This window comes from Arthrobacter sp. 2YAF22_2 (assembly GCF_052114645.1).
In the GTDB taxonomy this organism is placed as follows: Bacteria; Actinomycetota; Actinomycetes; order Actinomycetales; family Micrococcaceae; genus Arthrobacter.
This window is the reverse complement of the sequence record NZ_JBFRFD010000006.1, coordinates 1-21,764: the sequence shown is the minus strand read 5'-3', so window position 1 is coordinate 21,764 and position 21,764 is coordinate 1. Positions and strand designations below refer to the sequence as shown.

The window sequence follows — 21,764 nt, the reverse complement described above, 5'->3', positions numbered from 1 at the left end:
CCGATACGACAAGCGGCCACCGTGGCATGACGCCGCCCTCGAACTGCGCGGCCCGGTGGTGGCAGATGTGCTGGCGGTCTTCGCTGAACGGTGGAACGACCCCCATCCCCTGGATCGCCGCACCCCCTACCGGATGTTGCTGCAGCGTCTGGCCCGGATGCCACGGCACCCCGAGCCGCTCCCCGAAGCCGCGCCGCCCCCTCCACCAGCGGGCCCTCACGCCGTTCAGTTGCTGCGCACCTACGGTGTGAAGCGTCCGCCATTCCCGTTCGCTCCCAATGGGGAGCGCAGCATTGCCCGCGCCTACGCTAAGGCTTTCGCGCGCGCCCGCTCGCTGATCTACATCGAGGATCAGTACCTGTGGTCCACCGAAGTGGCTGACGGAATTGCGCAGGCCCTCGAACGGAATCCCGACCTGAACGTGATCGCCGTCGTGCCCCGCTACCCCGACTCGGACGGCGCTCTCGGAGGGCCGCCCCGGAGAATCGGCCAACTGCGGGCCCTCCAAAAACTGCGCCGGGTGGCGCCTAACCGGGTCGGCGTGTTCGACCTGGAGAACAGCGCGGGCACTCCAATCTACGTTCACGCCAAGATCTGCATCATCGACGACACCTGGTTCACCTGCGGCTCGGACAACTTCAACCGCCGGTCCTGGACCACCGACAGCGAGCTGACCTGCGCCGTTCTGGACACCAGCGCCGGCAATGAGCAACCGACCGGCGCGCCCACCGACCACGCGACGGCCCGGCCGCTGGCCCACACGCTCCGGCTTCAACTCTGGGCCGAACACCTGGGGCTGGAGCAAGATGATGCCCGACTCGACGACCCCGCCGCCGGGCTGAAACTTTGGAACACCACCGCCGGCACACTTGATCACTGGCACGACGCCGGCCGCGGCATGCCCCGCCCCGCCGGGCAGGTGCGCCACCACTCTGTTGAACCCGTTACCCGGCTCCAGCGGCTTTGGGCGGATCCCATCAATCGCCTCATCGTGGACCCGGACGGCCGACCCCGCGGGCTCCGCGGTACCCACCGGTTCTAGCCGGGCGAATCCGGGCGAATCCGGGCGAATAGCGCCCGGCACGCGCTGTCCACACCGTCATCGGAACTGGAGGGCTGCACGTCAAGTCCGGCGCGCCTGTTGGCACAATATGACAAGTACGCTTAGTATTTCTGGGAAGCGGTCCGTTTGGGCCGGGACTTGAAATTGTTTTATCAACATCTTCATCCGAAGAAGAACGAAGGAAGTCACCATGTTGCTTTGGATCGCTATTATTCTCGCCGTTCTCTGGCTCCTTGGCCTGCTGGGCAGCATCGGCGGCGGGTTCATTCACCTGCTTCTGGTCATTGCCGTGGTCGTCCTGATTTTCCACTTCGTCCGGGGCCGGGGCCGGTCCCGCGTCTAGTCCGGGACATTTCTGGTCCGGTGGTGCGGATGCCGCGGTATGGGCTCCTGGACCTCGGACTGTTTCCTGCCGGAGACGCAGTATTGCTAGGGCGGGGGTGCTGAGAAGATCAGCACCCCCGCCCTTGCCATGTCGTAACGTGCGCTTGCCGGCGTCGGCCGAGGGACGTCTTTCGATACTCTGATCACCGGGTCAGGGTTCGACGCCGGTAAACCGGGCCACGTAGCGCCGCTGCCAGGGTGTCTCCACCGCGCCGCGGCGGTAATTTCGCCGCACGAAGTCGACGGCCTCGGCGGCAGGGACGCCGTCGAGGACCGCGATGCAGGCAAGCGCGGTGCCGGTTCGACCCCGGCCGCCCCAGCAAGCCACTTCAACCCGTTCCGATTCCGCGCGGCGCCAGGCCTCGCGGAAGGCGTCGAGGGCGTCGACGTCGTCGGCGGGCACGTGCAGGTCCCGCCAGCGGACCCACCGGGAGTCCCACGCGACCGGCCGCGGCCGGCGCCCCAGCAGATACAGCCCGAATTCGGGCCCCGGTCCGGGGGGAGCAGGCACCAAAACGCCCCGGCCGCGGATGAGCCTTCCGGAAGGAAGACTCAGCACACCGGACTGGCCCGGCTCCCACGTCTGCGCCATGGTCCAGAGCCTAGCCGCTCCGGCGAAGCCGTTGAAGGCACAAGGTCCGCATGCGCAAGTTAGGGCCGCACGTCTCTGGCGGTAACGGAACCGGGTCCATAGAGTGGCCGGGAACCACGAACCGCTGAAAGGAATCCAAGGATGTCATTCCAGGCGTACCTCGACACCATCGAGGACAAGACCGGCCTTACTCCCCGCCAGCTCCTCGAAATCGCCCAGCAGAAGGGCTTCGACGACACCGCTGTTAAGGCCGGCGAGATCCTGGACTGGCTGAAGGCCGACTACGGCCTGGGCCGCGGCCACGGCATGGCACTGGTCCACGTCATCCGGCAGGGACCGGGCATCAGCACCAAGCACGTCGGGACCACGGGTGCACACAGCGATGAGTCCGACATCCTCTGGCTGGACGGGAAAGCGTCGAAGCCAGTCTCCTAGTGCCCGGCGCCAAGCCCGCCGTCCCCGGGATTCCCGGCTTACAGTAATAAATCTGACATAGAGCTCCGGCTGCCGGTCACAAAGTCGCCGGACCGGAGACCGCGGTGGCACCATGTTTGGATGCTTGAGGCAACCAAAACCCCTGAATCCCGCACTGGCGCGGACGTCCCGGTTAATCCGGCCCTAGCCGCAGAGGCGAAGATCGCCCGCATTGCGGTAACCGTGTTTCCGGTCCTTGTGGTGGTCGCCGGCGTCGTCGGATTCCTCCTGCCGGGCGCCTTTAAGCCGCTCGCACCGAACGTGCCGTACCTCCTCGGCATCATCATGTTCTGCATGGGGCTGACCCTGACCCCGCCGGATTTCGCCTCCGTGGCGAAGCGTCCCTGGGCCGTCGTGCTGGGAATCGTGGCGCACTACCTCATCATGCCCGGCGCAGGGTGGCTGATCGCCCAGGCTCTGCATCTCGAGCCGGAGCTCGCCGTTGGCCTGATCCTGGTCGGCTGCGCGCCGTCGGGCACGGCGTCGAACGTGATGGCGTTCCTGGCCAAGGGCGATGTGGCCCTGTCCGTCGCCGTCGCGTCCGTATCCACACTGATCGCCCCGATCGTCACCCCGCTGCTGGTGCTGTTTCTGGCCGGCTCCTACCTGCAGATCGACGCCGGAGGTATGGTGCTGGACATCGTCAAGACCGTGCTGCTGCCGGTGATCGCCGGCCTGCTGGCCCGGTTGTTCCTGAAGCGGCTCGTCGCCAAGGTACTCCCGGCCCTGCCATGGGCCTCCGCGCTGGTCATCTCGCTGATCGTGGCGATCGTGGTGGCCGGCAGCGCCAACAAGATCGTGGCCGCCGGCGGCATCGTGTTCCTTGCCGTGGTGCTGCACAACGGCTTCGGGCTCGGCTTGGGCTACCTCGCCGGCAAGCTCGGACGCCTGGACGACAAGGCGCGCCGCGCCCTGGCCTTCGAAGTGGGGATGCAGAACTCCGGCCTCGCCGCGACCCTGGCCACCGCACACTTCAGCCCGCTTGCCGCGCTGCCGTCCGCCGTGTTCTCGCTCTGGCACAACGTCTCCGGCGCGATCGTGGCCGCCTGGCTGGCCCGCCGCCCGCTGCGCGAAGGCTGATCCCGGCGCCGGGGGCGTTCCTGTTCCCCGGGAGAGCGCCGGAATCGGACAGTGTTACCCCAGGTTGCCCCGCGTGACGCAGCGGGACGATTTTCCTGACGACGGACTTCACGCTCGCCTAGCCTGCATAGAGACAGCAGACGATCGGAGGAGCACGGTGTCACTGACGACGCGCGGAACAACGCACCGGCTGGCCATCGACGCCCCGGAGGATCTGGTCTTCAGCGTGCTTCGTGACACGTCGCACTGGCCGCTTCTGGACGGTCTGACCGTCTACTCCGAACGCGTCAGTGGCGAGGACTTAGATCACGAACTTCGGATCTCCGTGGTGACCAACGGCGCCCTCAGCTCCTGTCACTGCCGCCGTTTCCTGGACCCCGCCGGGCTGCGCATCCTGTTCGAACAGTCCGCGCCGGAGGCTCCGCTCCTGCGGCTCGCCGGCGGCTGGGCCGTCTCGGCGGGCGCCGACGACGACCAGGGCCTTGCCGTGGTGACCCTGAGTCACGAATATGAAGTTGAAGACGGTGCGGCGGAGCTCTCCTCGTGGATCCACCGGAGCATCGACGATTACGGTCAGCGGGAGCTGGCCGCCCTCAAGCTCAGCAGCGAACGCCTCGGGTCGCTGCTCCAACAACATTCCGGCACCAAGGGAGTGGACCTCGCTGATGGACGACCAGTACACGACTGAACGCGACAGCTTCGGCAGGCTGTTGGCGGACCGGCAGGTCTGGCGGCAGGCGACGACCATCCCCGCTGCCGGCGAACTGACGGCACGCTGGCTGGAGGGCCGGAGCCAGTACCAGCCCGGTACGTTCACCCCGGGCATTGACGGAGAGACGGAGGCAATCGCCGGGGAACTCGCGCTGCTCAACCGGAACGGGCTGTTCACCAAGGAATCCCAGCCCGGGCTCCGGGAGGCAGGCACCGTCCAGCGCGCGTACGTGACGGGCTTCTGCACCCCGGAGTCGGCCGGAAGCCTGCTGGCGCTCTCCTCCCGGACCGAGTTGGTGACAGTTGGGCACGCTCCGGGGGAAATGAGCAGCGCTTCGATTCCCGTGACCCTGCAGGACGGCGAGATAGTGACCGTGCTGGGCACCAGCGAAAGCCCGATCGAAGCGGACCAGCTCAAAGACTGGGCGGACGAAGCCAACGAATCGCTCGCGCTGGTGCTGGCCGAGTCCTGGTATGTCGAGATCTTCGACCCGGTCTGGGGGCGCGACGGCGCGCTGCTGGCCGCAGTGCTGGACGCCCTGACGGCCGGTTGATCTGACAGCCCATTGAACCGACGCTGACGGACGTCAGCCGGACGACGGCGGCGGGGCTGGTCTCGCCGCCGTCGTCGGCGTCAGCGTCGTCGTCGTCTTCGTCTGCGCCGGCGTCAGCCGATGCTGGCAGCCTCGTCGAGCGTGCGCGATTCGAAGTGCTCCAGCATCTCACGCATCCCCTCGATCGCCTGCGTGAAGGTGGCCGAAGTCCGCCACTGATCGATCTGCTCGAGAGACTCCCACGGGCCGGTGCTGACGAACCGGTTGGGCACGTCGTGGTCGTGCATCAGCACCCCCTTGGCGTTGGGGTAGTCCTCCTGGGTTTTCCGGGCCAAATCCCGCCAGGCCTGCACAAAATCGTTCTCGCGGCCGGGGTGGACCAGCCAGATTCCGAGCGTGTAAACCGACACAGCGATCGCCTCCATTTTCTGCACGGGTTGATACGCCTGATTGTGGGTCCGGCGGACGCGCGGTCGGTAGGGCCGATTTACCCGCCCCGCACCGGCGAACGCGGACGACGGCGACTGCCACCCCAACGACGTTCCCCCACCTCCCGGACGGATCGATGGAAAGGCCCAAAAAAGATGCTTCCGATTTCGCGCCAAGTCCCGGAGCGCTACGCTAACGTTGCCACCAAGGGCGACGGGGAGCATCCGGGACCCCGAACCCGCGGCCGTGGCTGGTCCTCGCGCCGCAGATGGTGATTGTTGTTCCGTTTCGAGCAAAGGATGATCATGGCTATTTCAATTGAGCTAGGCAAGAAACTCGACAAGGACTACGAAAACAAGAGCCTGGAGGAAGTCCTCAGCGCGCCGCCGTCGGCTCTGGCTGGCCTCACGGAGAAGCACGATGAACTCCTCGCCAACATGGGCATCAAGACGATCCGCGATCTGGGCAGCAACAAGTATTTCGCCACCGCCGGCGTCCTCGTTGCACTCGCCAACCACGTTGGCTAGCTAAACGCCCTCGTCCGCACCACGGTCCGTCCGGTTTCAACCGGGCGGACCGTGCGTTTTAAGCCCGGCGCTAACCCGGGCGCTGGGTGGATTCCTGGCCCTGGCCCGCTGGACATGTCCGGTCCTGGTCCCCGGGAATGGACATGGTGGCATCATGTCCATTCCCCGCCCCGAGGCACGAGCATGTCCCGCGGTCCGCCCAGCGGAAGCGGACGGTTCCGCCGATCGGGATCTGCGCGGCGAGATCCAGTTGCGAATCGACGACGACCGCGATGACGGGGTAGCCGCCGGTGATCGGGTGGTCGGCCAGGAAGAGCACAGGCAGGCCCTCCGGCGGCACCTGCAAAGCGCCTGACACCGTCCCTTCGCTGGGCAGTTCCCCGTCCCGGGCGCGCCGCAGCGGCGTCCCGTCCAGCCGCATTCCCACCCGGTTGGATTGCGGCGTCACCTGCCACTGCTGCGCGGTGAGGGAATCCAGGGCTGCCCGGTCGAACCAGTCCGCACGCGGGCCCGGGACAATGTCCAGCACCGTCACCCCTGCTTCCGGGAAATCGGGCTGCAGTTCGGGGCTTCCCACGACACCGGACTCGGCGTCGTCCCCGGCGGCCAGTAGCTGCCCGGCGGACAGCGGTGCGGGTCCGATCCCGGACATCGTGTCGGTGGACCGGCTGCCGAGGACCAGGCCGGCGTCCACTCCGCCCCGCAGGGCGAGGTAGCTGCGGAAACCGCTCTCCGGCGCGCCCACGGCCAGCGTTTCGCCGTCGAGCAGGACAAAGGGTGCGGCCACTGCCGCTGTGCGGCGGCGGGGCTCGGCCCCTGTGCCGGCCGGGGAGCTGATCGTCAACTCCGACGGCGCCCCCGCGACGGCCAGGGTCTGGTCCCCGACGGCCTGGACCGTGAGGCCGCCGGCGACGGTCTCGATCGCCGCGGCCGACGGCGCGTTCCCGACAAGGCGGTTGGCGCGGCGCAGCGAGGCCCGGTCGACGGCCCCGGCAACGGGTACGCCGAGGCCGAAGTGGCCGTGGCGTCCGAGGTCCTGGACCAGGCTCTGCAGGCCGGGTGCGAGGATCCGGAGCCCCGACTCATACCCGGGGGCAGGAGGCTGGGCGCGACGTTCGGGTGCCAGCGAAACGGCGGCTCGGACCGCCCGGAACTGGATCCGCGTGCCGGGGGCCGCCAGGGCGGGCTGCTCGCGGTCCAGGTCCCACATCCGGGCGCCGGTGTGGCCGATCAGCTGCCAGCCCCCGGGCGAGYGGCGCGGGTAGACCGCCGAGTAATCCCCGGCCAGGGCCACCGATCCGGCGGGCACGGCGGTGCGCGGGGAACCGCGGCGGGGCACAGTGAGGGCAGCGTTCTCGCCGACCAGGTAGCCGAAGCCCGGGGCGAACCCGGCGAAGGCCACCGTCCACAGCTGGCCGGAGTGCGCGGCCACCACGCCGTCCGCGCCCAGCCCGGTCAGCTCCCCCACCTCGGCGAGGTCCTCGCCGTCGTAGACGGTGTCGATGACGACGAGGCCGCCCTCTGGCTGCACGGCGGCGGCGAGGTCGAGCCGCAGCAGCTCGGCCGCGATCCGGCGAACGGAGGCAGGCGAGTCGGCCGTGACCAGGACGGTTTGGGCCGCGGCCAGGACATCGAGCTGGCCGGGCAGTGGCTGCTCCCGGAGCAGGGCCTGAAGTGCCAGCACATCCGGGGTGCCGGTCAGTTCGGCGAGCACCGCGCGGGTGCCGACCGCCCGCACCGCCCGTACTGAGCTCGCCGGCAGCTTCCTCCCGCCCGCGGCCGGGCCGGCCGGCTGTGGTTTGGCCACGGGGTTAGACAAACGGCGCCGTGCTGATGCCGGCGGCGATGAGCACTTCACGGACGGCGGCCGCCATGGCGACGGCTCCCGGCGAGTCCCCGTGCACGCAGATGCTTTCCGCCCGGATTTTCAGGATAGAGCCGTCGATGGTGCGGACGGCGGAGTCGGCTGCGATCCGGAGGACATGCTCGGTGACCTGGTCGAGGTCGTGCAGCACGGCGCCGGGGAGGACGCGGGAGACCAGGGTGCCATCCGGGTTGTAGGCGCGGTCGGCGAACGCTTCGGTGACCGCGCGCAGGCCGGCCGCTTCGGCGAGGCGGAGCACTTCCGAGCCCGGCAGGCCCAGGATCGGCAGGTCCGGGTCCACGGACTTCACCGCTTCGACGACGGCCTTCGCCTGCGCGGTGTGCGCCACGATCGCGTTGTACAGGCCGCCGTGAGGTTTGACGTAGGCCACCCTGCCGCCCTCCGCCGCGGCCAGGGCCTGCAGCGCACCGATCTGGTAGACGACGTCGTTGGCCAGGTCCGTCGGCTTGATGTCGAGGAAGCGGCGGCCGAAGCCTGCCAGGTCCCGGTAGCCCACATGGGCGCCGATCATGACGCCGGCGGCGACCGCCTCGCGGCAGGTCGTCCGGATGACGCTCGGGTCTCCGGCATGGAAACCGCAGGCCACGTTGGCGCTCGAAACAGAGCGGAACATGGCACTGTCGTCGCCGAGGCTCCAGCTTCCGTACGACTCACCGACGTCGCTGTTCAGATCGATGCTGTCCARCCTGCTGACTGCCATGGCTCATCCCGTCCCGGTTTCTTGGCTCACTGTCAGGATGCACCCTTCCCGGGGATTGTTCAACGATCCGGCGATTCTTTTCGGGAACATTCGTGTAGATTCGGCGGCATGACGACTTCCGACGCCGGTGCCCACGTCCTGCCGGTTGCGGCGCGGCTGCGGGTCGCCGTCCCGTCGGTGGCGGAGCGGGTCGCGGCCGAACTCCGCCTGCAATTGGCCGACGGCGTGCTGCTGCCGGGCACCCGGCTGACCGAGTCGACCATTGCAGCGGAGCAGGGCGTCTCGCGCAACACCGTCCGCGAGGCCTTTGCCGAACTGGCGGCTGAGCGGCTGGTGGTCCGGCACCCCAACCGCGGGGTTTTTGTGGCGAGCCTGGCCCCCGGCGACATCCACGATGTGTACACGGTGCGGCGTGCCATCGAGACCGCTGCCCTCCGCGGCGGGGGCAGCCCGGAACGGGTGGCAGCGGTCCGAGCCGCGGTGGAGGAAGGCAAAGCGGCGGCCGGGGACGATGACGAGGAAGCGCTAGGTACCGCGAACCAGCACTTCCACCGCGCGATTGTGGCCCTGGCGGGCAGCCCTCGGCTGGATTCGATCATGTCCCAGGTCCTGGCCGAGATGCGCCTGTTCTTCCATCAGGCCACCGTGGACGCGCACTTTTACCGCGGCTACCTGTCCGACAACGAGAACATTTGCGCCGTGCTGGAAGCCGGCGACCCGGACCGCGCCGCGGACCTTCTGCTGGCTTACCTCGACCGCTCGGAAGCGAAGCAAAGCGCCGTTCACGACGGGTGAGCGGGCGCGGCGGACGGCCTCAGAGCCGGTGCGCTCCGGCTGCTGGCCGCACAGCAAAGGTGTCCGGCGTCCGGAGCCCCCGGTCTGAAAAGGCCCGCCACACGGCATCCTCCACACGTCCCGTATCGGCTTCGGGGACCAGCGCGATGGCGGAGCCGCCGAAGCCCCCTCCGGTCATCCTGGCACCAATGGCGCCGGAGGCGCGGGCGGTGTGCACCGCGAGATCCAGCTCTGCGCAGGAGATTTCGAAGTCGTCCCGCATGGAGCGGTGGCTGGCGTCCAGCAGCGCGCCGATCGCGGCCGCCCCCCGGCTCTCCAGCATGTCGACGGTCCGCGCTACCCGGTCGTTTTCGTGAACGATGTGCCGGACCCTTCGGAAGGTTTCCCCGTCGAGAATATGTTCGGCCCGGGCAAGATCGTTGGTGTCGAGGTCCCGCAGGGCGTTCACGCCCATCAGCTCAGCGCCCCGGGCGCAGGAGGCCCGCCGAGCCGCGTAGCCGCCGTGGGCGTGGGCGTGCGCGACCTTGGTGTCGATCACCAGGCACACCAGGCCGGACTCGTCGAGGCCCAGCGGAACACGGCGGAAGCTGCCGTCCCTGCAGTCCAGATAGACCGCGCAGTCCTCGGCGCCAAGCATCGAGGCGTACTGGTCCATGATCCCGGTGGGGGCACCGACGACGTTGTTCTCCGCCCGGCGCCCCAGATCCGCCAGTTCGGTCGCGTTAAGCTCCGCGCCGGCCAGCTCGGCGAGGGCTGACGCGACGGCGCACTCGAGCGCGGCCGAAGAGGAGAGTCCCGCGCCGACCGGGACGTCCGAAGACACAAGCAACTCAAATCCCGGCACCGAAACCCCGGCCCGTCCAAGCTCCCAGGCGACGCCCGCGGGGTAGGCGGACCACGCCCCTGCAGGTCCCGGATCAAAGGCGTCCGGGTCCAAGGTGTCCAGGTCAAACTCGACCGGCGCAGCGCCGGTGAAGGTCGAGGTTAGCAGCATCCGCCGGTCGCTGCGTGCTGCCACCGCGACCGTCGTCGTTCGGTCGATGGCGAACGGCAGCACCAGGCCCTCGTTGTAGTCGGTGTGTTCGCCGATCAGATTCACGCGCCCCGGCGCCTGCCAGAGCCCGTCCGGGGCGTGACCGAAGTGCGCGGCGAACGCCCCGGCCAGGGTTTCTGTGCCGCCGGTCCCGTGAGTGCGCGTCGGTGTCATGATGTTCCTGTTCTGCGCACGGAGGTTTCCCGCAACCGGGCGGCGACCTGCTCCGGCGTCGTGTCATTGATGAACGCGCCCATGGCTGCTTCGGAGCCGGCGAGGAATTTGAGTCTGTCCGCCGCCCGCCGCGGCGAGGTGATCTGCAGGTGGAGGTAGCCTGAGCGGCGCAGTGCCGGGTCCACCGGGGCCTGATGCCAGGCGCTGATGTACGGCGTCGGACTGCCGTACAACTCATCGAGGCGGCCAAGCAGGTCCGGGTAGAGCACGGCAAGTTCGTCCCGTTCGGCTCCGTTGAGCGCCGCGATATCGGGCACTTGACGGTGTGGGACGAGATGGATTTCGAGTGGCCAGCGCGCCGCGAAGGGCACATAGGCGCTGAAATGCTCGCCTTCGACCAGCATCCGCGAGCCGTCCGCACGTTCGCCGGCCAAGATGTGCCCGGTGAGGGATTGTCCCGTTTCCGCGAGGAAGGCGTCGGCGGCCCTGGCCATCACGGCGGCCCGCGGTGTGAGGTACGGGTAGGCGTAGATCTGCCCGTGCGGGTGGTGCAGGGTCACGCCGATGTCCTGGCCGCGGTTCTCAAAGCAGAACACCTGTTGGACCCCGGGCAGCGCACTGAGCGCTTCGGTGCGGTGCGCCCACGCGTCGATCACGGTACGGACCCGTCTGGTGTCCAACCCGGCGAAGGTGCCGGTGTGGTCATTGGTGAACGCCACGACTTCGCAGCGGCCGCCGGCGGGCCCGCGGGTCCCCCAACCCGGCGCCGGCGGCACATCCGCCAGGTCCGGCCCCAGCGAGGGGAAGCGGTTTTCGAAGACGACGACGTCGTACTCCTCCGCCGGAATTTCCGAAGAACGCTCCGGCGTGCTCGGACAGAGCGGACACTCGTCCGCCGGCGGCAGGTGCGTCCGGTGCTGGCGGTGGGCCGCCACCGCAACCCACTCGCCGCTCAGCGCGTCGTAGCGCAGTTCCCCCGACGGCCCTCGGCCCGGCAGGTCCCGGGTGTCTTCGGGCCGGCACGGGGGCGGGCTGATGCCGTCGTCGAAGTAAAGCAGTTCCCGCCCGTCCGCCAGGCGCGTACTGCTGACCTCCGTCAGCGACGCGGTGGCATCGGAGCGACTGGGGCTGCCGGTCATGGTGTGATCCTTCGGATGGACGAAAACTTGGAGGGACGGATATCGGGGAGGCTGGTGTGGAACCAGGACTGTCGACTACCTACCGGCTAGGCGGCGAAGATGCTCCAGGTGGTCCGGTGGAACTCCCCCGGCTCGAGCCGCACCAGGGCCTGTCCGCTGTTGAAGGCATCCGGCGGGCAGCTCATCGGCTCGACGGCGAGTCCGGCCCGGTGGGGCGCGGGCGGCTCGCTGTCGCCGGTGTACAGCTGCAGCCAGGGCAGCGTCCGATCCCACGACATCCCGACGCCGCTGCCGCCGGGATCCCGAACGGTCAGCCGGGCGCGGCCGCCGTCGTCAAACCCCAGCCCGGTGAAGGCGTTGTCGATCATGGTCGTACCGATAACGCGGGGCGCGTGGAAGTCGTACTCGTGACCGCGCACCGACTGCGGCTCCCCGGGCAGTCGCCGCTCGGGGTGAGCCGCCAGGAAGATGTCGGCTTGGAACTCCAGGGTCCATTCATCCAGCGGTGCCGGGCCAGCCAAGAGGTAGGGATGGGGGCAGATGCCGTAGGGCGCGGTCCGGTGTCCGGTGTTGGTTGCCGTCACCTCGGCGTGCAGTCCGTTCCCGTCCAACCGGTAGCTGGCGCGGAGCCGGATCGCGAAGGGATAGCCCGCAACCGGGCCTACGTTGCAGGAAAGTACCAGCGAGGACTCAGCGTGGGCTTCCGGTAGCCAGTCCTCTCGGAGGCTTAGTCCGTGCAGGGCGCATCCCCGCAGCGGATCGTTGACCGGCAACCGATGGGTCTCGCCGTCGAAACTGTAGCGGCCATCGGCAATCCGGTTCGGCCAGGGGGCGGCGATGATGCCGCGGAAGTCCGGGGTCGGTCCGCCGCCCGGCAGCGGAAGCACCAGGTCGCGGTCCCCGTGCCTCAACTGTCCCAGGGCGCCGGCCCGCGCGGCGAAGACGGCAACGTACCCGTCGGCCTGGATCCGATAGTCGGCCCGGTTCACAGGCCGCCGGCCAGCCGGTAGTACGCGGCGTTCCAGTTCAGTTCCTTCTTGAACTGCCTGATCGTGGTGCCCTCGTCTATCGCGAGCAGTTCGGTGCGGGCGATCTCGGCGAAGTCCTCGAACACGTCCATGCCGACGGCGGTGGTCAGCACCGTGTGGTGGGCTGCTCCGGCGGTGAGCCACGCGGTGGCCGAGGTGGCGAAGTCGGGCTTGGGCGACCAGAGGGCGCGCGCTACGGGCAGCTTCGGCAGCGGTTCGTCCAGGTCCACGACGTCGACCGCGTTCGCGACCAGCCGGAAGCGGTCGCGCATGTCGGAGAGCGCCACCACGACGCCCGGCCCGGCATCCGTATCGAAGACCATCCGGACCGGGTCTTCCTTGCCGCCGATGCCGAGCGAGTGAATTTCGACGCGCGGCTTCGAAGCGGTCAGCGAGGGGCAGACCTCCAGCATGTGGGCGCCCAGGATTTTCTCCTGGCCGGGTGTGAGGTGGTAGGTGTAGTCCTCCATCAGCGAGGCGCCGCCTGGCAACCCGGCGCCCATGACTTTGGCCGCTCGGACGAGGATCGCGGTCTTCCAGTCCCCTTCGGCGCCGAAGCCGTAACCGTCAGCCATAAGCCGCTGCACAGCCATGCCCGGGAGCTGCCGGAGGGCGCCGAGGTCTTCGAAGGAAGTGGTGAACGCGGCTGACCCGTTGGCTTCGAGGAAGTTGCGCAGCCCCAGCTCAATCCGGGCACTGTAGCGCAGCGATTCGTGCCGCGCTCCCCCGGTTTTCAACTCGGCGGCCACGTCATATAGCTGCTCATACTCTCCCACCAGGGCGTCAACGTCGGATTCCACGGCGCCGTGCACGGCGTCGGCGAGCTCGTTGACGGACCAGGTGTTGACCGAGACGCCGAAACGCAGCTCGGCCTCAGTCTTGTCGCCCTCGGTGACGGCAACGTTGCGCATGTTGTCCCCAAAGCGGGTCAGTTTGAGTGTCCGCACCGCGGCCCAACCGGCAGCAGCGCGCTGCCATACCCCGACCTGGCGGGTGACCTCCGGATTGGAGACATGGCCCACCACCGTCTTGCGCGGGATGCCCAACCGCGACTGGATATAGCCAAACTCGCGGTCGCCGTGGGCCGCCTGGTTGAGGTTCATGAAGTCGAAATCGATCTCGGACCAGGGAAGTTCGACGTTGGCCTGGGTGTGCAGGTGCAGCAGCGGCTTGCGCAGCAGGTCCAGGCCCTGGATCCACATCTTGGCCGGTGAGAAGGTGTGCATCCAGGCGGTCACACCGATTACGGAGTCGTCCGCGTTTGCCTCGAGGGCGGTCCGGCGGATCGCATCGGCGTCGGTGAGGACGGGCTTCCAGACCACACGGACCGGGACGTCGGAGGAGCTGTTGAGCTGGCGGGCGATCTCCTGCGACTGCTCGGCCACCTGCTTGAGCACGGCCTCGCCGTAAAGGTGCTGGCTGCCGGTGAGGAACCAGACCTGGTAGGACTCAAGGGAGGTGCTGTGGACGTGGGTCATCGGTTTCTCCTGGAAATTCGTCGGCTGGTCCGGGGCCTAGCGGCCGTAGACGTTCTGGTAGCGGGCATAGAGGGCCTCGATCTGGGCCCCGGCGATTGGCAACGGTTCGCCAAGCTGTCGGGAGAGGTGCACGGTGCGGGCCACTTCCTCGCACATCACGGCGGCCTTCACAGCCGAGCGGGCGTCCTTGCCGATAGTGAAAGGCCCGTGGTTCTGCATCAGCACGGCCGGTGAGTGGGAACCAGCCAGTGTCTCGACGATCCCGCGGCCGATCGAGTCATCGCCGATCAAGGCGAAGGGCCCCACCGGGATGCTGCCACCGAATTCATCGCCCATCATGGTCAGGACGCACGGGATCGCTTCGCCCCTTGCCGCCCACGCGGTCGCGTAGGTGGAGTGGGTGTGAACCACGCCGCCCACCTCCGGCATGTGCCGGTAGACGTAGGCATGCGCGGCGGAGTCCGACGACGGCGTGAGCTCCGGGTTCTGCCATCGGGCCGCAGAACCGTCCGTGGCGGTCACTGGGGTGCCGTGCAGGTCTGTGACCACCATGAGCTCAGGGACAAGCTCATCGTAGGAGACCCCCGAGGGCTTGATCACCATGAGGTCATGGCCGGGGACCCTGGCGGAAACATTGCCCGCGGTCCAGACCACCAGTCCATACCGGGTCAGTTCGGCGTGCAGGGCACAAACCTCCTGGCGGATCCTGGCGATGGCTTCCGGCAGTTCCTCTGGTTCGGCGCTCATACCGGCACCCGCGCTGGCAACAGCGGTGCCTTGGCTTCGCGCTGGATCGCCTTGAGCCGGTGCATGACCTCGTTAGCTCCCCTGCCAAAGTAGTCATGCAGGGTCCGGTATTCGCGGAAAAGTTCCTCGTAGGCTGCAACGTTTGCCGGGATCGGTGTGTAGACCGCCCCCGGTTCGGCGCCCATGGCCTCGGCCGCCGACCTGGCGTCCGGATAGCGGCCGGCCGCTACTGCGGCGTGAATCGCCGCGCCCAGAGCGGGACCCTGCGTGGATCCGATGGTGGACAGCCGGAGGCCGGTGACGTCGGCGTAGATCTGCATCAGCAACTCGTTCTTGATCAGTCCCCCAGCCACGATGAATTCGCGGACCGGGACCCCGGAGTTCCGGAACGCGTCCACGATCGTGCGGGTGCCGAACGCCGTCGCCTCCAGCAGGGCCCGGTAGGTGTCTTCGGGGCGGGTGGCGAGGGTCTGGCCGACAATAACGCCGGACAGCTCGTGGTCGACCAGCACGGAACGGTTCCCGGAGTGCCAGTCCAGGGCGATCAGGCCGTGCTCGCCGATCGCCAGTCCCGAGGCGAGCTCGGTGAGGTACGCGTGGATGCCGAGCCCCCGGCGGGCCGCCTCCTCGTGGTATTCGGGCGGGACTCCGTTGCCGGTGAACCAGCCGAAGATGTCGCCCACTCCGCTTTGGCCGGCCTCGTAGCCCCAGAGTCCGTCCACGATCCCGCCGTCGACCACGCCACACATGCCCGGCACCTCGCTCAACCCGGAACTGTTCATTACGTGGCAGGTGGAGGTGCCCATGATCGCGACCAACTGTCCGGGTTCGACGGCGCGGGCGGCGGGGGCGGTGACGTGGGCGTCCACGTTGCCGACAGCAACGGCGATCCCCTCCGGCAGGCCGGTCCAGGCAGCGGCCTCGGCCGTGAGGTACCCCGCGGCGTCGCCGAGCCGGCCGATCGTGTGCTCTAGCTTGCTGCTGACGAAGTTCCTGAAATCCGGGTTCAGGGCTGCGAGGTAGTCCTCGGACGGGTACTTTCCATCCTGGTATATGCCCTTGTAGCCGGCCGTGCATGCGTTCCGGACGTAGTTTCCGCAGAGTTGCCAGACAATCCAGTCGGCCGCCTCGATCCAGCGGTCCATGGCCGCGTATACCTCGGGTGCCTCTTCCAGAAGCTGAAGTCCTTTGGCGAACTCCCATTCCGACGAGATCAGCCCGCCATAGCGGGGCAGCCATTCTTCGCCGCGCTCCTTGGCCAGGGCGTTGATCCGGTCCGCCTGCGGCTGCGCTGCGTGGTGCCGCCAGAGCTTGACGTAGGCGTGCGGGCAGTTGGCGAATTCCGCCAGCTCGTTCAACGGAGTTCCGTCGGCCTTGACCGGCACCATGGTGCAGGCCGTGAAGTCGGTGGCAATACCGACGACGGCGGCCGGATCGATTCCGGCGTCGGCGACGGCGGCCGGCACTGCCTGCCGGAGGACGTCGCGGTAGTCGTTGGGGACCTGCAACGCCCAGTCTCCCGGCAGGCGGGCGGGCTCAATACCGCTCGTCTCCGCTGGCAGAGCGTCGGTCAGGACGGCATGCGGGTAGTCGAAGACTGCGCTCCCGAGTTCCTTGCCATCGCGCACGCGCACCACCACGGCCCGGCCGGAGAGGGTGCCGTAATCCACCCCGATGACAAAGTTTTCGGTGCCGTCTGCTCTGACGTCCATGCAATCCTCCAATAACGTGCCCGCCAACCGCGGACTGAGCTCAATTGTGAGCGCTAACACTTTTGCTGTCAAGGAGGGTCGCAGCATGGACGTGCCGCAGCCTGGACGTGCCGTCGTGGGATGCAGCCGCTGCTCGCGGGCTGCGCGGGCTAAGGGATGCTCGCGGTGCTCGCGCGGATGACCAGTTCGGGGGCCATGACGGTATTGCCGCTGGGTGCCCCGTGCTCGATCTGGGCCAGCATCACGTCCACGCAGCGGCGGCCCAGCTCGCGGAAGTCCTGCCGAACCGTGGTGAGGGGCGGCGTGAAGTACGCGGCTTCGGGCTGGTCATCGAAGCCGACCACGGAGACGTCTTGCGGCACCCGGATGCCCGCCTCGGTGAGGGCGCGGAGCAGCCCCAGTGCCATCTGGTCATTGCCCACGAGGACGGCGGTGGCGGTGCGGTTGGCGGCGATTTTGCGGCCAAGCCGGTAGCCGCTGCCCGCGCTCCAGTCCCCTTCGAGTTCAAGGTCCGCTTCGAGTCCCATTTCCGCCAGCTGCTCGCGCCAGCCCTGGGCGCGGGCCTGGGCGTCCATCCAGTCCCGCGGTCCGGAAATGTGACCGATCCGGCGGTGACCCTCGCTGATTAGGTGCCCTACGGCCATCCGAGCACCCAGCTTCTGATCCACCATTGCACCACTGAAGCGGCCGGGGCTGCCGGGGCCCACCACAACGACCGGGACCTGCAGATTCAGGCTCTCAAGAGTCTGTACGGTCCCGCCGTGGGGAACGATGACGATGATGCCGTCAATGCCCTGGTCGGTGAAATGTCGGACGGCATCGGCGACGGATTCCGCCGACGAGTCCTTGAGGGCCGCGATGCTGACGAAGTACCCGGCCTCCCGGGCGGCCTGCTGGACCCCCACCAGGGTGTTCGCCGGTCCGTACTGCGCGAGTTCTACGCCCAGGACGCCGATGGTCTGGGAGCGGCGGGTGACCAAGCTCCGGGCCGCGGTGTTGCGCCGGTAGCCGAGCTCGGCGATGGCCGTTTCGACCCGGTCCCGGGTGGACTCGCTGACATTCGGATGGTTGTTGACCACCCGCGACACCGTCTGGTGGGACACGCCGGCCAGCGAGGCCACATCCTCAAGGCGTGGCGGTCGTCGGTTACTGGCATTCCCCGGCTGAGGCATCTTCCACTCCCTGTGCAAATGTGCTGTCAACATCCTACGGCCGGAACGGAACGGGATCCGCGCCACACCATCCTGTGACTTGACTCACAGGATGCGCCGATGCTATTTTCGTCGAACAGACTTGTTAGCGCTAACACAAACGAGCATGATCTAGGCTCGTCGGGAGTTGGCTAACCGGACCTCATTCATACTGGGCCGCCCGAAGCGCAGCTGCTTCAGGAGCCCGTATCAGTTCGCGGACTGCGCTGTCCGCGTAAGGAGAATATCGTGAGAATCAAGAAACTCCTGGGCGCGTTCGCCGTCGTCCTGGCCATCACTGCGGGAGCGACCGGTTGCGGCAGCCGCGGCGGCGCCGCGGCCGCTCCGTCCTCGGGGGCGGATACCGCCGGCGCCCTGGTCGGCATTTCGATGCCCACCCAAACTTCCGAGCGATGGATCGCAGACGGCAAAAACGTCTCGGAGTCTGTCACGAAGCTCGGCTACAAGGCCGATCTGCAGTACGCCAACGATGACATCCCCACGCAGGTTTCGCAGATCGAAAACATGCTCACCAAGGGCGCCAAGGCACTGATCATTGCCGCGATCGACGGCACCACGCTGACCGATGTGCTCGCGAAGGCGAAGGAGCAGAACGTCAAGGTCATTGCCTACGACCGGCTGATCAATGGCACCCCCAACGTGGACTACTACACCACCTTCGACAACTACACCGTGGGAGTCCAGCAGGCCACCTCGCTGCTGACCGGGCTGGGACTGCTCGATGCGAGCGGCAAGAAGGTTGACGGCAAAGGCCCGTTCAACGTAGAGCTCTTCGCCGGCAGCCCGGATGACAACAATGCTAACTTCTTCTGGACCGGCGCCATGGACACSCTCAAGCCGTACCTGGACGCCGGAACCCTCAAGGTTCCCAGCGGCCAGAACAAGTTTGAACAGGCAGCCATCCTCCGCTGGCAGGCCCCCGTCGCGCAGAAGCGGATGGAGGACATCCTCACCGCGGCCTACAGTTCCGGCAAGAAGCTGGACGGCGTCCTCTCCCCCTACGACGGCCTGTCCATCGGCATCATTTCCGCTCTGACCAGCACCGGCGGCTACGCCAAGGGCAGCCTGCCGATCGTCACCGGGCAGGACTCCGAAAAGGGATCCGTGAAGTCCATCATCGCCGGGGAGCAGTATTCCTCAATCTTCAAGGACACCCGCCAGCTCGGCGCCCAGGCCGTAAAGATGGTCGACGCCGTACTCAAGGGCCAGGAGCCGGAAACCAACGACACCAAGACCTACAACAACAAGGTCAAGGTTGTTCCGGCCTACCTGCTCAAGTCCGTGATCATCACCAAGGACAACTACAAGAAGGAACTCATCGACTCGGGCTACTACACCGACGCCGACGTCAAATAGCCGACCGGCAGGGGTGCGGCGGGACCACCGGCCGCACCCCTGCACCGAGGCCCCTTTTAGCCGCACTGCGGCCCAGTTTCGACCAGTCAGTGGGAATTGACGATGAAAACACCCATTCTTCAAATGCGCGGAATCACCAAGACCTTCCCGGGCGTGAAGGCATTGCAGGATGTCACCCTGGAGGTGAACCGCGGCGAAGTCCACGCCATCTGCGGCGAAAACGGAGCCGGCAAATCCACCCTCATGAAGGTGCTGTCCGGCGTCTACCCGCACAGCTCCTTCGAGGGCGATATCTCCTTCGAAAACGAACCATGCAACTTCTCCGACATCTCGGACAGCGAGAAGCGCGGCATCGTCATCATCCACCAGGAACTGGCGCTCAGTCCTTTCCTTTCCATCGCCGAGAACATTTACCTCGGGAACGAGCAGGCCACGAACGGCTGGGTGGACTGGCGCAAGACCAACCTCGAAGCTGCCAAACTGCTGGCCCGGGTTGGCTTGAGCGAAAACCCCGTCACTCCGGTCCAGCAGATCAGCGTCGGCAAGCAGCAACTGGTCGAAATCGCCAAGGCACTCTCCAAGAAGGTCAAACTCCTCATCCTTGATGAGCCGACGGCGGCCTTGAACGATGAGGATTCCGGCCACCTGCTGGACCTCATCCTGCACCTGAAGGGGCAGGGCGTCACCAGCATCATCATCAGCCACAAGCTCAACGAGATCCGCAAAGTCGCGGACGCGGTCACGATCATCCGGGACGGCAAGACGATCGAAACCCTCCGCCTCAACGACGGCGAAGTCACCCAGGAGCGCATCATCCGCGGGATGGTGGGCCGCGACCTGGACAGCCTGTACCCGGACCGCGCGCCGGTGATCGGCGAAGAAGTCTTCCGGATCGAGGACTGGTCGGTCAGGCATCCCCAGGACCCCAGCCGCATGGTGGTCACCAACGCCAGTCTCAGCGTACGCAAGGGCGAAGTGGTGGGGCTGGCCGGGCTTATGGGTGCTGGCCGGACGGAGCTCGCCATGAGCGTCTTCGGGCGCACCTACGGCACGGCGACGTCCGGAAGGGTGCTCAAGCACGGCCGGGAAATCAATACCTCCACGGTCGCCCAAGCCATCAAGCACGGCCTCGCCTACGCCACAGAGGACCGCAAGCAGTACGGCCTGAACCTCATCGAGGACATTAAGCGCAACATCTCCATGGCCGCACTCCGCAAACTCGCCAAGGGCGGCTGGGTGGACAAGAACAAGGAAACCGTGGTGGCCAACGGCTACCGCAAGAGCATGAACATCAAGGCTCCCTCGGTGGGTGCGATTACCGGCAAACTTTCCGGCGGCAACCAACAGAAGGTCGTGCTGAGCAAATGGATGTTCTCCGACCCGGATGTACTCATCCTCGACGAACCCACCCGCGGAATCGACGTAGGCGCCAAGTTCGAGATCTATACGATCATCGCCAAGCTGGCCGCGGAAGGTAAGGCGGTCATCGTCATCTCCTCCGAACTGCCTGAGCTGCTGGGTATTTGCGACAGGATCTATACGCTCTCCGCGGGCCGCGTGACCGGAGAACTGCCCATCGCCGAAGCATCGCAGGAAACCCTCATGCACTACATGACCCAAGAGAAGGAATAGCGAACATGTCCGCCCTACGAGAATCTCTCGGCTTCCTCACCAGCCGACTCCGCCAGGTTGGCATTTTCGTCGCCCTGATCCTGATTGTCCTGCTGTTTCAGATCCTTACCGACGGCATCCTCCTGGAGCCCCAGAACGTCACCAACCTCGTCGTTCAAAACAGCTATATCCTGATCCTTGCGATCGGCATGGTGATGGTGATCATCGCCGGCCACATCGACTTGTCAGTTGGATCGGTCGCCGGTTTCATCGGCGCCGTCGCCGGCGTCATGATCGTCCACTGGGGCTGGCCCTGGTGGGCTGCCATCCCTGCCTGCCTCGTGGTCGGCGCGCTGGTGGGCGCCTGGCAGGGTTATTGGATTGCCTACGTGGGCATCCCCGCGTTCATCGTCACTCTCGCCGGCATGCTCATCTTCCGTGGCTTGACTTTGATCACGCTCAAGAACCAGCAAATTACGCCGTTTCCATCGGAACTGCGCGCCCTCGGCGGAGGATTCCTGCCCGATCTCTCGGGCGGGACCTCGGTGCTGGAATGGCTCACTGTGATCCTCGGCGTCGGAGCCACGCTGGCCCTGCTAATCTCGTCCATCAAGGAACGCCGGATCCGCGCCAAATTCGAGCTCGAGAACGAGCCCATGGCCTGGTTTGCGATCAAGACCGCTTTCATCGCCCTGCTGATGCTGGTCATCACCTTCCTGCTGGCCAGCTACCGCGGCACCCCGATCGTCCTGATCGTGCTCGCGGTCCTGGTGATCGTCTACAGCGCCCTGATGAACAACAGCGTCTTCGGCCGCCACGTTTACGCGATCGGCGGTAACCTGCACGCCGCCGAGCTGTCCGGCATCAAGACCAAAGCCGTCACTTTCCGGCTCTTCGTGAATATGGGCATCCTCGCCGCCCTGGCGGGCCTGGTGTTCACGGCACGGCTCAACTCCGCCCAGCCCGCGGGCGGTACCGGGTTCGAACTCGATTCCATCGCCGCTGCTTTCATCGGCGGCGCCGCGGTCACCGGCGGCATCGGCACCGTGGCGGGTGCCATGATCGGCGGCCTCATCATGGG

At 67.0% G+C, this 21,764-nt stretch carries 22 protein-coding genes; 11 read left to right on the top strand and 11 right to left on the bottom strand.

Features of this window, described 5'->3' with window-relative positions; genetic code table 11:
* Both AB4Y86_RS00775 and AB4Y86_RS00770 read left to right on the top strand, forming a co-directional pair.
* The coding region (locus tag AB4Y86_RS00775; RefSeq protein WP_441399464.1) for a phospholipase D-like domain-containing protein at positions 1–1,042 on the top strand (1,042 nt) is incomplete at its 5' end.
* Between the two features lie 211 nt (positions 1,043–1,253).
* Positions 1,254–1,406: a lmo0937 family membrane protein gene (locus tag AB4Y86_RS00770; RefSeq protein ID WP_441399462.1), complete on the top strand. Its 153-nt coding sequence runs from the start codon at positions 1,254–1,256 to the stop codon at positions 1,404–1,406.
* A gap of 192 nt (positions 1,407–1,598) precedes the next feature.
* Here the strand turns inward: AB4Y86_RS00770 and AB4Y86_RS00765 are convergent, their stop codons facing one another.
* Entirely contained in the window at positions 1,599–2,039 is a 441-nt protein-coding gene (locus AB4Y86_RS00765) for a protein-tyrosine phosphatase family protein (protein ID WP_441399460.1), read from the bottom strand.
* 141 nt (positions 2,040–2,180) lie between these two features.
* Between AB4Y86_RS00765 and AB4Y86_RS00760 the strand changes: the two genes are divergently transcribed.
* From AB4Y86_RS00760 to AB4Y86_RS00745, 4 genes are all read left to right on the top strand, one after another.
* Entirely contained in the window at positions 2,181–2,474 is a 294-nt protein-coding gene (locus AB4Y86_RS00760) for a DUF4287 domain-containing protein (protein ID WP_441399459.1), read from the top strand.
* 120 nt (positions 2,475–2,594) lie between these two features.
* A complete protein-coding gene (locus tag AB4Y86_RS00755) occupies positions 2,595–3,593 on the top strand; it encodes a bile acid:sodium symporter family protein (RefSeq protein ID WP_441399458.1) in 999 nt (332 codons plus the stop codon).
* A gap of 157 nt (positions 3,594–3,750) precedes the next feature.
* Positions 3,751–4,281, top strand: a complete 531-nt coding sequence (locus AB4Y86_RS00750) for an SRPBCC family protein (protein WP_441399457.1) — start codon at positions 3,751–3,753, stop codon at positions 4,279–4,281.
* Positions 4,259–4,858 carry a DUF6919 domain-containing protein gene (locus AB4Y86_RS00745; protein WP_441399456.1) on the top strand — a complete coding sequence of 200 codons (600 nt, stop codon included), beginning with the start codon at positions 4,259–4,261 and terminating at the stop codon, positions 4,856–4,858. Before AB4Y86_RS00750 ends, AB4Y86_RS00745 begins: the two co-directional genes overlap by 23 nt.
* A gap of 113 nt (positions 4,859–4,971) precedes the next feature.
* On the opposite strand, the gene AB4Y86_RS00740 is transcribed toward AB4Y86_RS00745, so the two are convergent.
* Positions 4,972–5,268 carry an antibiotic biosynthesis monooxygenase family protein gene (locus tag AB4Y86_RS00740; protein WP_441399454.1) on the bottom strand — a complete coding sequence of 99 codons (297 nt, stop codon included), beginning with the start codon at positions 5,266–5,268 and terminating at the stop codon, positions 4,972–4,974.
* A gap of 324 nt (positions 5,269–5,592) precedes the next feature.
* On the opposite strand from AB4Y86_RS00740, the gene AB4Y86_RS00735 reads away from it, so the two are divergent.
* Positions 5,593–5,814, top strand: coding sequence for a hypothetical protein (locus AB4Y86_RS00735; RefSeq protein ID WP_441399453.1), 222 nt, complete (start codon positions 5,593–5,595; stop codon positions 5,812–5,814).
* Positions 5,815–5,884: 70 nt separating this feature from the next.
* Here the strand turns inward: AB4Y86_RS00735 and AB4Y86_RS00730 are convergent, their stop codons facing one another.
* Positions 5,885–7,621 carry a 5-oxoprolinase/urea amidolyase family protein gene (locus AB4Y86_RS00730; protein ID WP_441399452.1) on the bottom strand — a complete coding sequence of 579 codons (1,737 nt, stop codon included), beginning with the start codon at positions 7,619–7,621 and terminating at the stop codon, positions 5,885–5,887.
* A gap of 4 nt (positions 7,622–7,625) precedes the next feature.
* Positions 7,626–8,399 carry a LamB/YcsF family protein gene (locus tag AB4Y86_RS00725; RefSeq protein ID WP_441399451.1) on the bottom strand — a complete coding sequence of 258 codons (774 nt, stop codon included), beginning with the start codon at positions 8,397–8,399 and terminating at the stop codon, positions 7,626–7,628.
* A 108-nt stretch (positions 8,400–8,507) separates the two neighbouring features.
* On the opposite strand from AB4Y86_RS00725, the gene AB4Y86_RS00720 reads away from it, so the two are divergent.
* Positions 8,508–9,194 (top strand): GntR family transcriptional regulator, encoded by a 687-nt coding sequence (locus tag AB4Y86_RS00720; RefSeq protein WP_441399450.1) that lies wholly within the window; start codon positions 8,508–8,510, stop codon positions 9,192–9,194.
* A gap of 19 nt (positions 9,195–9,213) precedes the next feature.
* On the opposite strand, the gene galK is transcribed toward AB4Y86_RS00720, so the two are convergent.
* The 7 genes from galK to AB4Y86_RS00685 all read right to left on the bottom strand — a co-directional run bounded on the left by galK (position 9,214) and on the right by AB4Y86_RS00685 (position 17,677).
* A complete protein-coding gene (gene galK, locus AB4Y86_RS00715) occupies positions 9,214–10,401 on the bottom strand; it encodes a galactokinase (protein ID WP_441399448.1) in 1,188 nt (395 codons plus the stop codon).
* Positions 10,398–11,540, bottom strand: a complete 1,143-nt coding sequence (gene galT / locus AB4Y86_RS00710; protein WP_441399447.1) for a galactose-1-phosphate uridylyltransferase — start codon at positions 11,538–11,540, stop codon at positions 10,398–10,400. Before galT ends, galK begins: the two co-directional genes overlap by 4 nt.
* 86 nt (positions 11,541–11,626) lie before the next feature.
* Entirely contained in the window at positions 11,627–12,529 is a 903-nt protein-coding gene (locus tag AB4Y86_RS00705; RefSeq protein ID WP_441399445.1) for an aldose 1-epimerase family protein, read from the bottom strand.
* Positions 12,526–14,046, bottom strand: coding sequence for an L-arabinose isomerase (gene araA / locus AB4Y86_RS00700; RefSeq protein ID WP_441399444.1), 1,521 nt, complete (start codon positions 14,044–14,046; stop codon positions 12,526–12,528). The genes AB4Y86_RS00705 and araA overlap by 4 nt, the downstream gene beginning before the upstream one ends.
* 36 nt (positions 14,047–14,082) lie before the next feature.
* Positions 14,083–14,793 (bottom strand): L-ribulose-5-phosphate 4-epimerase, encoded by a 711-nt coding sequence (locus AB4Y86_RS00695; protein ID WP_441399443.1) that lies wholly within the window; start codon positions 14,791–14,793, stop codon positions 14,083–14,085.
* Positions 14,790–16,505 (bottom strand): ribulokinase, encoded by a 1,716-nt coding sequence (araB, locus tag AB4Y86_RS00690; protein ID WP_441399442.1) that lies wholly within the window; start codon positions 16,503–16,505, stop codon positions 14,790–14,792. The genes AB4Y86_RS00695 and araB overlap by 4 nt, the downstream gene beginning before the upstream one ends.
* Before the next feature lie 149 nt (positions 16,506–16,654).
* Positions 16,655–17,677 (bottom strand): LacI family DNA-binding transcriptional regulator, encoded by a 1,023-nt coding sequence (locus AB4Y86_RS00685; RefSeq protein ID WP_441399441.1) that lies wholly within the window; start codon positions 17,675–17,677, stop codon positions 16,655–16,657.
* Positions 17,678–17,944: 267 nt separating this feature from the next.
* Between AB4Y86_RS00685 and chvE the strand changes: the two genes are divergently transcribed.
* From chvE to mmsB, 3 genes are all read left to right on the top strand, one after another.
* Positions 17,945–19,072, top strand: coding sequence for a multiple monosaccharide ABC transporter substrate-binding protein (chvE, locus tag AB4Y86_RS00680; RefSeq protein WP_441399440.1), 1,128 nt, complete (start codon positions 17,945–17,947; stop codon positions 19,070–19,072).
* Positions 19,073–19,174: 102 nt separating this feature from the next.
* Positions 19,175–20,704: a multiple monosaccharide ABC transporter ATP-binding protein gene (mmsA, locus tag AB4Y86_RS00675; protein ID WP_441399439.1), complete on the top strand. Its 1,530-nt coding sequence runs from the start codon at positions 19,175–19,177 to the stop codon at positions 20,702–20,704.
* Positions 20,705–20,709: 5 nt separating this feature from the next.
* On the top strand, positions 20,710–21,764 hold a 1,055-nt coding region (mmsB, locus tag AB4Y86_RS00670), incomplete at its 3' end, for a multiple monosaccharide ABC transporter permease (RefSeq protein ID WP_441399438.1).